General features: G+C 62.2%; 14 protein-coding genes. 12 read left to right on the top strand and 2 right to left on the bottom strand.

What is annotated here, in order from left to right; all coding sequences use genetic code 11:
• The first annotated feature begins 14 nt into the window (after positions 1-14).
• Positions 15-995 carry a S49 family peptidase gene (locus NCR98_RS09710; RefSeq protein ID WP_244825826.1) on the top strand — a complete coding sequence of 327 codons (981 nt, stop codon included), beginning with the start codon at positions 15-17 and terminating at the stop codon, positions 993-995.
• Between the two features lie 48 nt (positions 996-1043).
• Here the strand turns inward: NCR98_RS09710 and NCR98_RS09705 are convergent, their stop codons facing one another.
• Together NCR98_RS09705 and NCR98_RS09700 are read right to left on the bottom strand one after the other, a co-directional pair.
• Positions 1044-1763, bottom strand: coding sequence for an SAM-dependent methyltransferase (locus NCR98_RS09705; RefSeq protein WP_250509308.1), 720 nt, complete (start codon positions 1761-1763; stop codon positions 1044-1046).
• Positions 1760-2380: a Maf-like protein gene (locus NCR98_RS09700; RefSeq protein WP_250526069.1), complete on the bottom strand. Its 621-nt coding sequence runs from the start codon at positions 2378-2380 to the stop codon at positions 1760-1762. The genes NCR98_RS09705 and NCR98_RS09700 overlap by 4 nt, the downstream gene beginning before the upstream one ends.
• 403 nt (positions 2381-2783) lie before the next feature.
• Here NCR98_RS09700 and NCR98_RS09695 point away from each other — a divergent pair, with 403 nt between their 5' ends.
• The 11 genes from NCR98_RS09695 to NCR98_RS09645 all read left to right on the top strand — a co-directional run bounded on the left by NCR98_RS09695 (position 2784) and on the right by NCR98_RS09645 (position 11676).
• Entirely contained in the window at positions 2784-3407 is a 624-nt protein-coding gene (locus NCR98_RS09695) for a YceD family protein (protein WP_250526068.1), read from the top strand.
• A 182-nt stretch (positions 3408-3589) separates the two neighbouring features.
• A complete protein-coding gene (rpmF, locus tag NCR98_RS09690; RefSeq protein ID WP_007741736.1) occupies positions 3590-3769 on the top strand; it encodes a 50S ribosomal protein L32 in 180 nt (59 codons plus the stop codon).
• 133 nt (positions 3770-3902) lie between these two features.
• Positions 3903-5042 carry a phosphate acyltransferase PlsX gene (gene plsX, locus NCR98_RS09685; RefSeq protein WP_244825820.1) on the top strand — a complete coding sequence of 380 codons (1140 nt, stop codon included), beginning with the start codon at positions 3903-3905 and terminating at the stop codon, positions 5040-5042.
• Entirely contained in the window at positions 5042-6031 is a 990-nt protein-coding gene (locus NCR98_RS09680; protein WP_244825818.1) for a beta-ketoacyl-ACP synthase III, read from the top strand. The genes plsX and NCR98_RS09680 overlap by 1 nt, the downstream gene beginning before the upstream one ends.
• Before the next feature lie 174 nt (positions 6032-6205).
• Complete coding sequence (fabD, locus tag NCR98_RS09675) at positions 6206-7138, top strand: ACP S-malonyltransferase (RefSeq protein WP_250526067.1); 933 nt, start codon at positions 6206-6208, stop codon at positions 7136-7138.
• Positions 7139-7151: 13 nt separating this feature from the next.
• Positions 7152-7892: a 3-oxoacyl-ACP reductase FabG gene (gene fabG, locus NCR98_RS09670; RefSeq protein WP_244825814.1), complete on the top strand. Its 741-nt coding sequence runs from the start codon at positions 7152-7154 to the stop codon at positions 7890-7892.
• A gap of 266 nt (positions 7893-8158) precedes the next feature.
• Positions 8159-8398 carry an acyl carrier protein gene (acpP, locus tag NCR98_RS09665; protein WP_004197638.1) on the top strand — a complete coding sequence of 80 codons (240 nt, stop codon included), beginning with the start codon at positions 8159-8161 and terminating at the stop codon, positions 8396-8398.
• Between the two features lie 146 nt (positions 8399-8544).
• Positions 8545-9783 carry a beta-ketoacyl-ACP synthase II gene (fabF, locus tag NCR98_RS09660; protein ID WP_250526066.1) on the top strand — a complete coding sequence of 413 codons (1239 nt, stop codon included), beginning with the start codon at positions 8545-8547 and terminating at the stop codon, positions 9781-9783.
• Between the two features lie 29 nt (positions 9784-9812).
• A complete protein-coding gene (locus tag NCR98_RS09655; RefSeq protein WP_250526065.1) occupies positions 9813-10274 on the top strand; it encodes a protein YgfX in 462 nt (153 codons plus the stop codon).
• A 96-nt stretch (positions 10275-10370) separates the two neighbouring features.
• Complete coding sequence (gene rpoE, locus NCR98_RS09650; RefSeq protein ID WP_244825810.1) at positions 10371-10970, top strand: RNA polymerase sigma factor RpoE; 600 nt, start codon at positions 10371-10373, stop codon at positions 10968-10970.
• 82 nt (positions 10971-11052) lie between these two features.
• A complete protein-coding gene (locus NCR98_RS09645) occupies positions 11053-11676 on the top strand; it encodes a sigma-E factor negative regulatory protein (RefSeq protein ID WP_250492615.1) in 624 nt (207 codons plus the stop codon).
• Positions 11677-11678 lie beyond the last annotated feature (2 nt).

Below are 11678 nucleotides of genomic sequence, written 5' to 3'. Positions count from 1 at the left end.
CAGAAGGCAAACGCATGTCCGACAACTTTCCTCAAAACCCGCGCGGTAACGATCGCGGCAATGACAATTGGGAGCGCGAGGCGCTCGAACGCATCGCGCTGGCATCCGTTCGCGAGCAGCGTGCGGCGCGACGCTGGCGCATCTTCTTTCGCTTCGTATTTCTCGCGGTGATTGCCGTGATCGCCTGGCGCGTGTTCGATCTGACCGGCGACCACGTCGCCAAGAGTACGCGCCATACCGCGCTCATCGACTTGCAGGGCGAGATTTCGAGTAATGGCGATGCCAGCGCCGACAACATCGGCGGCGCGCTCGAAAGCGCGTTCGAGGACGACGGCACGGCGGGCGTGATTTTGCGCATCAACAGTCCGGGCGGCTCGCCGGTGCAGGCGGGCATTATTTATCGCGAAATCAAGCGTTTGCGGGCGAAGTATCCGAAGACGCCGCTATACGTCGTCGTCGATGACATGTGCGCGTCGGGCGGCTATTACGTCGCGGCGGCGGCGGACAAGATCTATGTGGACAAGGCGAGCATCGTCGGCTCGATTGGCGTGCTGATGGACGGTTTCGGCTTCACCGGGCTGATGGACAAGCTCGGCATCCAGCGCCGCATGCATACGGCGGGCGCGAACAAGGGTTCGTTCGATCCGTTTTCGCCCGAGACGCCGCAGATGACCGCGCACGCCCAGGACATGCTCGATCAGATCCACGCGCAGTTCATCGACGCGGTGAAACAGGGGCGCGGCACGCGTCTGAAGGACGATCCTGACTTGTTTTCGGGAGAGTTCTGGACAGGCGAGAAGAGCGTCCAGCTTGGACTCGCGGATGGTTTCGGCGACGCCAGCTACGTCGCGCGCGAGATCATCAAGCAGCCGGATATCGTCGATTACACGCAGAAGGAAAGCATCGGCGAGAAGGTGGTGAAGCGCTTTGGCGCTTCTGTCGGCGATGCGGCGGTGCGGGCGTTGACGCTTGGCGGGAAGGTGCAGGTGCGGTGAGGGCGTGAGGGCGAACGGCGCACAAACCCTCGCCTGACCGCACCGACCTCAAGCCCCCAGCAACAGAAAAATCGCCGGCCGTTTGTGCAATTCCGGCGCGGCTTGCTTCTTCCAGTCCGCTGCCGTGCGCGTCACGATGGTTTCGCCCGGCAGCGTCAAATCCACCGCGACGCAGATCAGCGTCGATGGCGCGCAGGTCGCGATGAGCGTGTCCAGCATCGCCCGATTGCGATACGGTGTCTCAATGAAAATCTGCGTCTGGTTCGCCTTGCGCGAAAGTTGTTCCAGCTCGCGCAGGCGCTTGCCGCGCTCGGCGGCATCCACGGGAAGATAGCCGTTGAACGCGAAGCTCTGGCCGTTCATGCCCGACGCCATGAGCGCGAGCAGAATTGAACTCGGTCCGACGAACGGCACGACCTTCACGCCTCGCTGATGCGCGCGCCGCACGAGCAGCGCGCCCGGATCGGCGACGGCAGGACAGCCGGCTTCCGAGACGAGTCCCGCGTCGGCGCCGGCGAGAATCGGCGCGAGCAGTTTGTCGATTTCGCCGGGCGGCGTATTGACGTTCAGTTCCCGAACCTCGATTTCCTGAATCGGCCGCGTCGTGCCTACTTTCTTGAGGAACGCGCGCGTCGTCTTGGCGTTCTCGCCGATGTAATAGCCCAGCGCGGCTGCCTGCGCGCGCACCGGCTCGGGCAGAACCTGCGCGAGCGCTTCGGCATCGCCTTCGCCAAGCGTGTTGGGGATCAGATAAAGGACGCCGCTCATGCTGCCGCTCCGAGAAGGGGGAAACCGGCCGCGCGCAACATCTTGCTCAGCGCGATGAGCGGCAGGCCGATGAGCGCGGTGGGATCGTCGGAGTCGATCGCATCGAGCAACACGATGCCGAGCCCTTCGGACTTGGCGCTGCCCGCGCAGTCGTAGGGCGTTTCGGCGCGAAGGTAGGCTTCGATTTCGGCGTCCGTGTAATCGCGAAACTGCACGCGGGTGACGATGTCGGCCGATTGCACGCTTTCCGTGGCGCTGTCGAACACGCACAGCGCGCTGTGGAAGTCGACGCCGCGGCCGCGCATCGCGCGCAGTTGCGCGACGGCGTTGTCGTGCGTGCCGGGCTTGCCGATCTGACGTCCGTCGAAGGTCGCGACCTGATCGGAGCCGATCACGAGCGCGCCCGGCGCCTCGACGGCCGCCGCGCGCGCCTTGGCGATGGAAAGACGCACGGCCGTTGCCTCGGGCGATTCGCCGGCAAGCGGCGTTTCATCGACATCGGACACGATGACATCGAAAGGTATGCGCAAACGCGCCAATAACTCGCGCCGATATGGCGAACCCGACGCCAGAACCAGGCGCCGCGTGGGCGAAGACGAAGCAAAAACGTCGGACATAAACGGAAATCAGCAAAAATGGGTGAAAAACGACGGGTTGCGAACGAGTCCTTAAGTGTTTGACTCGAAAGAACAAAGCCGTTATAGTTTTGGGCTTTTCATCGGTACGGTGCTTGGGCGTCCTAGCCGGTGAGTCGGTAAGGGATAACTAGTATCGTAGTACCGCGGAATCAACGAAGGCGGCGCACGAAGGTGACGCAAACAAAGCACGTTTGACGTCGTGCTGCAAATCCGGGCAAGCCACGCCTGCCTTTTGGCACCGGGCGGTGCATACTGATTCGTAGCAGTACCGGACTGTAGCAGCGGGCGCGTAGCCAAGTGCAGACTCAAGCGCTAACCGAAGCGCCGACCGCACCCGAACGAAACACGTACGAACAACGCACGGCACATTGCAGGAGCGCACATGACTCAGAATCCTGGCAAACCTGCGAGCCCCGCCAATCCGCGCGCGCTCGATCTTTACGATTTTGCCAAGAGCGGCAGGCAGGCAGCGGGCGCGGTCCGCGTTTCGCAACTGCCGCGCATGTTAGCCGAAGTGCCGGCAGATGCGCCAGACCGCGACACGGTGTTCACCTGGCAGGCCGAGGGATCGACCCAGCCGGAATTGCAGGACAACGGCACGGAAGCGCCGCAGCCTTATTTGCGCCTCGCGGTGCACGGCTCGGTTTATCTGATGTGCCAGCGCTGTCTTTTGCCGTATTCGCAGCATCTCGATGTCGATGCGACTGATCGGATCGTGGCGACGGAAGAAGAAGCGGACGAGTATCCGCTCGATGACGATGAAGTCGATGTGATCGTAGGCTCGCATCAGTTCGATCTGATCGACTTGATCGAAGAAGAGTTGTTGTTGGCGTTGCCGCTCGTGCCGAAGCACAACGTCTGCCCGAAGGTGCATGAAAGTCTGCTCCAGGGCGAAGACGGTGACGAAGCAGGCGAAGCGGACGGCGAATCGGGCGCTTCTGGAAAATCGGACAAGCCCAATCCGTTTGCCGTTCTGCAGAAGCTCAAGGACGACAAGAAGCATTGAACGGACTCGAAGCTCGAGCCTTGGCAATGTTGGCAATGAGCCGGGGCAAAGCTCTAGCAGGATCGGCAGCACGCAACAAACTGGTGGCGCGAAGCGCTCACGATCAACCCGATGGCCTGCAGGTCGAGGGCTGTCGGCGGTTCGGGCTGTGTTAGAATTCGCAAAATTTTTCTGGAGTAATCATGGCAGTTCAGCAAAACAAGAAGTCGCCGTCGAAGCGCGGCATGCACCGTTCCCACGACTTCCTCAACGCAGCGCCGCTGGCAGTTGAGCCGAGCACGGGTGAAGTGCATCTGCGTCACCACGTGAGCCCGAATGGCTACTATCGTGGCAAGAAAGTCGTCAAGACGAAGAACGACTAAGCGTTTCGCGCTTGGCCTGATGCGTCACCGCACAGCGGACGCTCGCGCCTGCTACGCTTTTGACACTTTCCCGGTACGACAAGAAGGCGGCATTTCACTGCCGCTTTTTTGTGCCTGAAATTCGTCGCTTCCCATGACCGTAAAGATAACCATTGACTGCATGGGAGGCGATCACGGTCCGGCCGTGACCGTTCCCGCTGCCGTCAATTTCGTGCGCGCGCATCCCGACGCGCATCTGATGCTCGTCGGCATCGAGCAGTCCATTCGCGCGCAATTGAAAAAATTGAAGGCGCTGGACGAACCACGCCTGACCGTCGTTCCCGCGACCGAAGTCGTCGCCATGGACGACCCCGTCGAAGTCGCGCTGCGCAAGAAGAAAGATTCTTCGATGCGCGTCGCGCTCAACCTCGTCAAAGAGGGCGAGGCGCAAACCTGCATCTCCGCCGGCAACACCGGCGCGCTCATGGCGGTCTCCCGCTATGTGTTGAAAACGCTCGCCGGTATCGAGCGGCCGGCCATCGCGTTCGCCATGCCGAGCCAGAAGGGCTACACCACCGTGCTCGATCTCGGCGCCAATGTCGACTGCGAACCCGAGCATCTGCTGCAGTTCGCGGAAATGGGCCACGCGCTCGTTTCGGCGATCGAAGGGCGCGAGCGGCCGACCATCGGCTTGCTCAATATCGGCGAAGAAGTCATCAAGGGCAACGAAACGATCAAGCGCGCGGGCGAACTGCTGCGTGCGAGCACGCTCAACTTCTACGGCAACGTGGAAGGCAACGACATCTATAAAGGCACGACCGATGTCGTGGTCTGCGACGGCTTCGTCGGCAATGTCGCGTTGAAGACTTCCGAAGGTCTCGCGAAAATGCTCGCCGACATCATCAAGGAAGAGTTCAGCCGCAACCTGCCGAGCAAGCTGATGGCGCTCGTGGCGCTGCCCGTTCTCAAGCGTTTCAAGAAGCGCGTCGATCCCGCGCAATATAACGGCGCCGCCTTGCTGGGATTGCGCGGCCTCGTGATCAAGAGCCACGGATCGGCCGAAGCCTTCGGGTTTGAGTGGGCCATCAAACGCGGGTATGATGCCGTCAAAAATGGTGTGCTCGAACGTCTCGTGCGCGCAATGGAGGAGAATGCGCCTGCCGCGCGCGAAGGCGCCGCGAGCACTTCCGCCACCGATGCCGCAAGCGGCGTCGCGACGGAACTGAACCCGCAGCCGAACTCGCGTCCGAATCCGCCGGACGCCTCGGGGACTGCGCTACACTCGAAGGCATAATGGCTCAATCCAATCTTTACGCTCGAGTGCTCGGCACAGGCAGCTATCTGCCGGCCGAGCGCGTTACGAATCAGGCATTGGCGGACCGTCTCGCTAAAGAAGGCGTCGAGACGAGCGACGAATGGATCGTCGCGCGAACCGGCATTCACGCACGGCACTTTGCGGCTCCCGATCAAACCACGAGCGATCTCGCGCTGGTCGCATCGCAACGAGCCATCGAGGCGGCGGGCATCGACCCGCAATCCATCGATCTCATTATCGTGGCAACCTCCACGCCGGACTTCGTGTTTCCGAGCACGGCGTGTCTCTTGCAGAACAAGCTCGGCATCAAGAACAACGGCGCGGCGTTCGACGTGCAGGCCGTCTGTTCCGGTTTCGCTTATGGCGTCGCGACGGCGGACAGTTTCATTCGCAGCGGTCTGAATCGCACGGCGCTCGTCGTCGGCGCGGAAACGTTCTCGCGCATTCTCGACTTCAAGGACCGTACGACCTGCGTGCTGTTCGGCGACGGCGCGGGCGCGGTCGTGCTGCAGGCGTCCGAGGAAGCGGGCGTGCTGTCGAGCGCGCTGCATGCGGACGGCAGCTATTCCGACATTCTCTGCACGCCGGGCAACGTGAACGGCGGTGTGATTTCAGGCAGCGCGTTCCTGCACATGGATGGCCAGGCGGTGTTCAAGCTCGCCGTCAACGTGCTCGAAAAAGTGGCTATCGAAGCGCTGGAGAAAGCGAAGCTCACGCCGAACGACATCGACTGGCTGATCCCCCATCAAGCCAACATCCGCATCATGCAGAGCACTTGCCGCAAGCTGCATCTGCCGCAGGAGCGCATGGTCGTGACGGTGGGCGAGCATGGCAATACGTCGGCGGCGTCGATTCCGCTCGCGCTCGATGTCGCCGTGCGCGACGGGCGTATCAAGCGTGGCCAGAACGTGCTGATCGAAGGCGTGGGCGGCGGCTTCACGTGGGGCGCGTCGGTCTTCCGCTATTGATCGCTCAAGCCACTCGCTTTCTTCCTCAATCTTCTCGATCCCCATCAATCTGAATTCGATCCGCTAAAAAGGCCACCGCGACCGCACCATGCGCGCGCGGCGCAAGCACAGCCGGCGTCGGCCATTTGCCGGCCGGCGCAGAGAGGCGGATCGTTCCAATCCAACGAGGACGATATGAAATTTGCGTTCGTTTTCCCCGGCCAGGGTTCGCAGTCGATCGGCATGCTCAACGCATTCGCCGATCACGCCGTCGTGCGCGACACCGTGCAGCAGGCATCCGATGCGCTCGGCCAGGATCTAGGCAAGCTGATCGCCGAAGGTCCGGCCGAAGAGCTGAATCTCACGACCAACACACAGCCCGTCATGCTGACGGCGGCTTATGCCATTTACCGCGTGTGGGAAGCACAAACCGGTCTGAAGCCGGCGATCGTTGCAGGCCATAGCCTCGGCGAATACACCGCGCTCGTCGCGGCCGGCGCGCTGGCTTTCGCGGATGCCGTGCCGCTCGTGCGATTCCGCGCGCAAGCAATGCAGAGCGCGGTTCCGGTGGGCGTCGGCGGCATGGCCGCGATCCTGGGTCTCGACGACGACACCGTGCGCGCCGTCTGTGCCGAAGCGTCGTCGGCGGGCGTGGTCGAAGCCGTCAACTTCAACGCGCCGGCGCAAGTCGTGATCGCGGGCTCCAAGGCGGCCGTCGAAAAGGCATGCGAAGTCGCGAAGGCGAAGGGCGCGAAGCGCGCGCTGCCGCTGCCGGTTTCCGCGCCGTTTCATTCGTCGCTGCTCAAGCCCGCTTCGGACCAGTTGCGCGATTACCTCGCGAGGGTCGACATCGAGGCGCCGCGGATTCCGCTGATCAATAACATCGACGTGGCAAACGTCTCCGATCCCGCCGCTATCAAGGACGCGCTCGTGCGTCAGGCAGCAGGCCCGGTGCGTTGGGTCGAATGCGTGCAGGCGATTGCGCGCGAAGGCGTCACGCACGTGATTGAATGCGGTCCGGGCAAGGTGCTCGGGGGTCTCACGAAGCGGATCGACGGCAACCTCGTCGGCGGATCGATTTTCGATCCGGCATCGCTCGAAGAAACGCGCAAACTGATCGCTGCATAGTCGGAGTGGAACAATGAATCTGGACAATCAGGTAGCTATCGTCACGGGCGCGTCGCGCGGCATCGGCCGGGCAATCGCGCTGGAACTCGCTCGGCAGGGCGCGACGGTCATCGGCACGGCGACGAGCGAAAGCGGCGCGGCCGGCATCGGCGAAGCGTTGCAGCAAGCGGGCGGCAAGGGTCGCGGCGCGGTGCTCGACGTCAACGACGCAGCCGCCGCGGACTCGTTCATCGAGTCCACGGTCAAGGAGTTCGGTGGCCTGAACATTCTCGTGAACAACGCGGGCATCACCAAAGATCAGCTCGCCATGCGCATGAAAGATGACGAATTCGACGCCGTCATCGACACCAATCTGCGCGCCGTGTTTCGTCTATCACGCGCCGTCCTGCGCCCCATGATGAAGGCGCGTGGCGGGCGCATCATCAACATCACGTCGGTGGTGGGCTCGTCGGGCAATCCCGGCCAGGCCAACTATGCGGCGGCGAAGGCGGGCGTGGCGGGCATGACGCGGGCGCTCGCACGCGAGATCGGCAGCCGCGGCATTACGGTGAACTGCATCGCGCCGGGTTTCATCGATACCGACATGACCAAGGTTTTGCCCGAAGAGCAGCGCACCGCGCTCACCGCGCAGATACCACTTGGCCGACTGGGCAGCCCGGAAGATATCGCGCATGCTGTGTCGTTCCTGGCGTCGCCGTTCGCTGGATACATCACCGGCACGACCTTGCACGTGAACGGCGGCATGTACATGTAAAGCTGTAAAGGCGAGGAAAGGGCGCAATAGGCATTTCGCCGTTTTTCGCTTAATATCCGCGCCGAGACGGGCGCGCAAAATGCTCAAGGCATGGCGCGCACCGCCGGACTCGGTGGCAGAAAAAATCGCTGTGAAGCCCGGCAAGCCCTCTTGTAGGAGCGCGTCGGGCAGCGCAGCATGGAACTGACGCGCCGTATTTTGCGGGTCCAAACCTGATAAAATGCGCGCACTCGTATTTTTGAACTTTTTATCCCTCGGAGGGCTGCATGGACAACATCGAACAGCGCGTGAAGAAGATCGTCGCCGAACAACTTGGCGTGGCCGAAGCTGAAATCAAGAACGAAGCTTCGTTCGTCAACGATCTCGGCGCTGACTCGCTCGATACCGTCGAACTGGTGATGGCACTGGAAGACGAGTTCGGCATGGAAATTCCCGATGAAGAGGCAGAAAAGATCACCACGGTTCAGCAAGCAATCGACTACGCTCGCGCCAACGTCAAGGCTTAAGGCCGGACGCGCCAGCGACTCATCGCTCATCGAGCCAGATGTTTTGTCGCTGCTCAGACCGATTTAACAGCCACAGGGCACACAGGGCGGTTTCCTGTGGCCGCTGTGGCTTTTGTTTTTCGTCATTCTATGGATAAGGGGTTATCGTGAGCCGTCGTCGAGTTGTTGTTACAGGCCTTGGGCTCGTTTCGCCTGTCGGCAATACCGTTGCCGACGGCTGGGCGAATCTGGTCGCGGGCAAGTCGGGCATCGCCAACATCACCAAGTTCGATGCCACGAACTTCTCCACGCGTTTCGCGGGCGAAGTGAAGGGCTTCAACATCGAAGACTACATGCCCGCCAAAGAAGCGCGCCACATGGATACCTTCATCCATTACGGCTTTGCGGCCGGCGTGCAGGCCATGCAGGACAGCGGCCTCGAAATCACCGAGGAAAACGCGGAGCGCGTGGGCGTGGTGGTGGGTTCGGGCATCGGCGGCTTGCCGATGATCGAAGTCACCCAGACCGAGCTGCTCAATCGCGGTCCGCGCCGTATTTCGCCGTTCTTCGTGCCGGCGTCGATCATCAACATGATCTCCGGTCATCTGTCCATCCGCTTCGGTCTCAAGGGTCCGAATCTGGCCATCGTCACGGCTTGCACGACCGGTTTGCACTGCATCGGCGAAGCATCGCGTTTGATCGAATACGGCGACGCGGACGTGATGATCGCGGGCGGCGCGGAAGCCACGGTTTCTCCGCTCGGTATCGGCGGCTTTGCGGCGGCGCGCGCGCTCTCGCAGCGTAACGACGACCCCGCCACGGCCAGCCGTCCGTGGGACACCGACCGCGACGGCTTCGTGCTTGGCGAAGGCGCGGGCGTGATGGTGCTCGAAGAGTACGAACACGCGAAGGCGCGCGGCGCGAAGATCTATGCGGAAGTGCTCGGCTACGGCATGAGCGGCGACGCCTATCACATGACCGCACCGCCCGAAGACGGCGACGGCGGCCGCCGCGCCATGGTCAACGCGTTGAAGAACGCGAAGGTCAATGTCGACGAAGTGAACTACGTGAACGCGCACGGCACGTCCACGCCGCTCGGCGATATCGCGGAAACCACGGGCATTAAGCGCGCGCTCGGCGATCACGCGAAGAGCGTCGTCGTCAATTCCACCAAGTCGATGACTGGCCACTTGCTGGGCGGCGCGGGCGGGCTGGAGTCGGTCTTCACCGTGCTCGCGATCCATAACCAGATTTCGCCGCCGACCATCAACATCTTCAACCAGGACCCGCAGTGCGACCTGGATTACTGCGCGAACACCGCGCGGGAAATGAAGATCGACGTCGCGGTGAAGAATTCGTTCGGCTTCGGCGGAACGAACGGTTCGCTCGTCTTCAAGCGTCACTGAGCACGCGCGCTCGTCGGGACGGGAACGGTATGACGAGCGCGTCTGTCGATCGGCCGCAACGGGATGCCGGCACGCCGCGCATCGCGCTGCGGCCGTCGCGTTTTCTGCAGGCCGCGCTGCTCGGGTTCATCGTCGCCGCCGGTTTCGCGGTGTTCCAGTGCGTATACGGGCACGCCGGCGCGTTCAATGCCTTCGCCGCCTCTGCAACATGCGTCGCTACGCTCGGTTTGGCTGCGCGGCGCTGGGCATGTCGGCAACCGGCGGCCATCGGTCTGCAGGCAGATGGCTTGACCGTCTGGGACCGTGCCGGGAACGCGCGCTACTGGCGCATCATCGGCTGCGCGCAGTGGAGCGGGCGCTTGCTGGCGCTCGACGTATCGACGGAAGAAAAACGCCGCGAAGCACTGCTCATCGCCGCCGATTCCCTCGACGCCGATACTTTCCGCCAGCTTTCAGTCAGCGCCCGCCGCGCGGCCAGCTCTTTCCTGTAAAGACTGTAACGGTCGATGAGCATCCGGGATAACGCGAAGGCCGGGAGGCTACAATAGCCGTCCGCGCAACTCCCCAAAGTGAAACGGATTTCCCAGGTGAGCGAAAAAGAAATCGACCAATTGCTGGTCGAGCGTGTCCAAAAAGGTGACAAGGCCGCGTTTGAACTGCTGGTCGCCAAATACCACCGCAAGATCATTCGACTGATCTCGCGCCTCGTGCGCGACCCCGCCGAGGTCGAGGACGTCGCCCAGGACGCCTTTATCAAGGCTTATCGCGCGCTGCCGCAGTTTCGCGGCGAATCGGCCTTCTACACCTGGCTCTACCGGATTGCGGTCAACACGGCAAAGAATTACCTTGCCACTCAAGGACGCCGCGCTCCAACTTCTACCGAAGCCGATGCAGAAGAAGCGGAAACTTTCTCCGATGCAGACCAACTAAGGGATATCAACACGCCCGAGTCGATGTTGATGAGCAAGCAGATTGCCCAGACGGTCAATGCTGCGATGGCGCTGCTGCCCGAGGAATTACGCACCGCCATCACGCTCCGGGAAATCGAGGGTTTAAGTTACGAAGAAATCGCCGAAATGATGGCATGCCCTATCGGCACCGTCAGATCAAGAATTTTCCGTGCTCGCGAAGCCATTGCGGCAAAATTGCGTCCGTTGTTGGACACTCCTGAAGGCAAGCGCTGGTAGGCAGCGCGTCGCCCCGGGGCAGGGACGCAATATCTGGGTTAGTTGGTGTCACTACGGGGTGGTGTCAGAGATGGGGAGCATCATGGGGTCGGTTCCGGTGCAATCGAATAACAGTTCGCGCGGTGAGCGCCTTTCCGCGTTCGTGGATGGCGAGTCGCTCGACGAACTCGGAAATATCAGCCAATTTCTTGCTGAACTGAATAACCGTGACCGCGCGTCATGGTCGGACTATCACCTGATCGGCGACGCGCTGCGTTCCGACGATCTGGCAGAAAGCCCGGCGAAGAGCAGCGCGTTCATGACAGCGTTTGCAGCGCGTTTCGAGGCCGAGGCGCATGTGCTGGCGCCAGCTGCGGTGGCACAGACACAGAAGGCGCGTGGCGGCATGTTGCGCCGTCGTGTCGTGCCGGCTTTCGCCGTTGCCGCGGCGGCTGCCACGCTCACGTGGATCGTCGTGCCGCAGTTGCAGGGCGTCGACAGCCGTCTGGGCGCGCCAGTGGCAAGCACGCAGGGCGACTCGGTTCAGCGCGTCGCCATGGCGTCCGTGCCGGCCGTCAGCACGCGCGCGCCGGTGGTGGAGGCGAACATCATCCGCGACGCGAGCCTCGATCAATACCTCGAAGCGCATCAACAGTTCTCTCAGCAGCCGGCCATGCCCGGCTCCATGCCTTTGATTCGCGCGGCGGTGACGACGCAGGGCCAATAACC

It is taken from the genome of Caballeronia sp. GAWG2-1 (assembly GCF_023631405.1).
In the GTDB taxonomy this organism is placed as follows: Bacteria; Pseudomonadota; Gammaproteobacteria; order Burkholderiales; family Burkholderiaceae; genus Caballeronia.
The sequence above is the reverse complement of the archived record's forward strand: the minus strand, read 5'-3'. Positions and strand labels throughout refer to the sequence as shown.

Excerpts from the sequence above, each read along its gene's own strand:
- NCR98_RS09710 (WP_244825826.1), top strand. The coding sequence starts at position 15 with ATGTCCGACAACTTTCCTCAAAACCCGCGCGGTAACGATCGCGGCAAT.
- NCR98_RS09705 (WP_250509308.1), bottom strand. The coding sequence starts at position 1,763 with ATGAGCGGCGTCCTTTATCTGATCCCCAACACGCTTGGCGAAGGCGAT.
- NCR98_RS09700 (WP_250526069.1), bottom strand. The coding sequence starts at position 2,380 with ATGTCCGACGTTTTTGCTTCGTCTTCGCCCACGCGGCGCCTGGTTCTG.
- NCR98_RS09695 (WP_250526068.1), top strand. The coding sequence starts at position 2,784 with ATGACTCAGAATCCTGGCAAACCTGCGAGCCCCGCCAATCCGCGCGCG.
- rpmF (WP_007741736.1), top strand. The coding sequence starts at position 3,590 with ATGGCAGTTCAGCAAAACAAGAAGTCGCCGTCGAAGCGCGGCATGCAC.
- plsX (WP_244825820.1), top strand. The coding sequence starts at position 3,903 with ATGACCGTAAAGATAACCATTGACTGCATGGGAGGCGATCACGGTCCG.
- NCR98_RS09680 (WP_244825818.1), top strand. The coding sequence starts at position 5,042 with ATGGCTCAATCCAATCTTTACGCTCGAGTGCTCGGCACAGGCAGCTAT.
- fabD (WP_250526067.1), top strand. The coding sequence starts at position 6,206 with ATGAAATTTGCGTTCGTTTTCCCCGGCCAGGGTTCGCAGTCGATCGGC.
- fabG (WP_244825814.1), top strand. The coding sequence starts at position 7,152 with ATGAATCTGGACAATCAGGTAGCTATCGTCACGGGCGCGTCGCGCGGC.
- acpP (WP_004197638.1), top strand. The coding sequence starts at position 8,159 with ATGGACAACATCGAACAGCGCGTGAAGAAGATCGTCGCCGAACAACTT.
- NCR98_RS09655 (WP_250526065.1), top strand. The coding sequence starts at position 9,813 with ATGACGAGCGCGTCTGTCGATCGGCCGCAACGGGATGCCGGCACGCCG.
- NCR98_RS09645 (WP_250492615.1), top strand. The coding sequence starts at position 11,053 with ATGGGGTCGGTTCCGGTGCAATCGAATAACAGTTCGCGCGGTGAGCGC.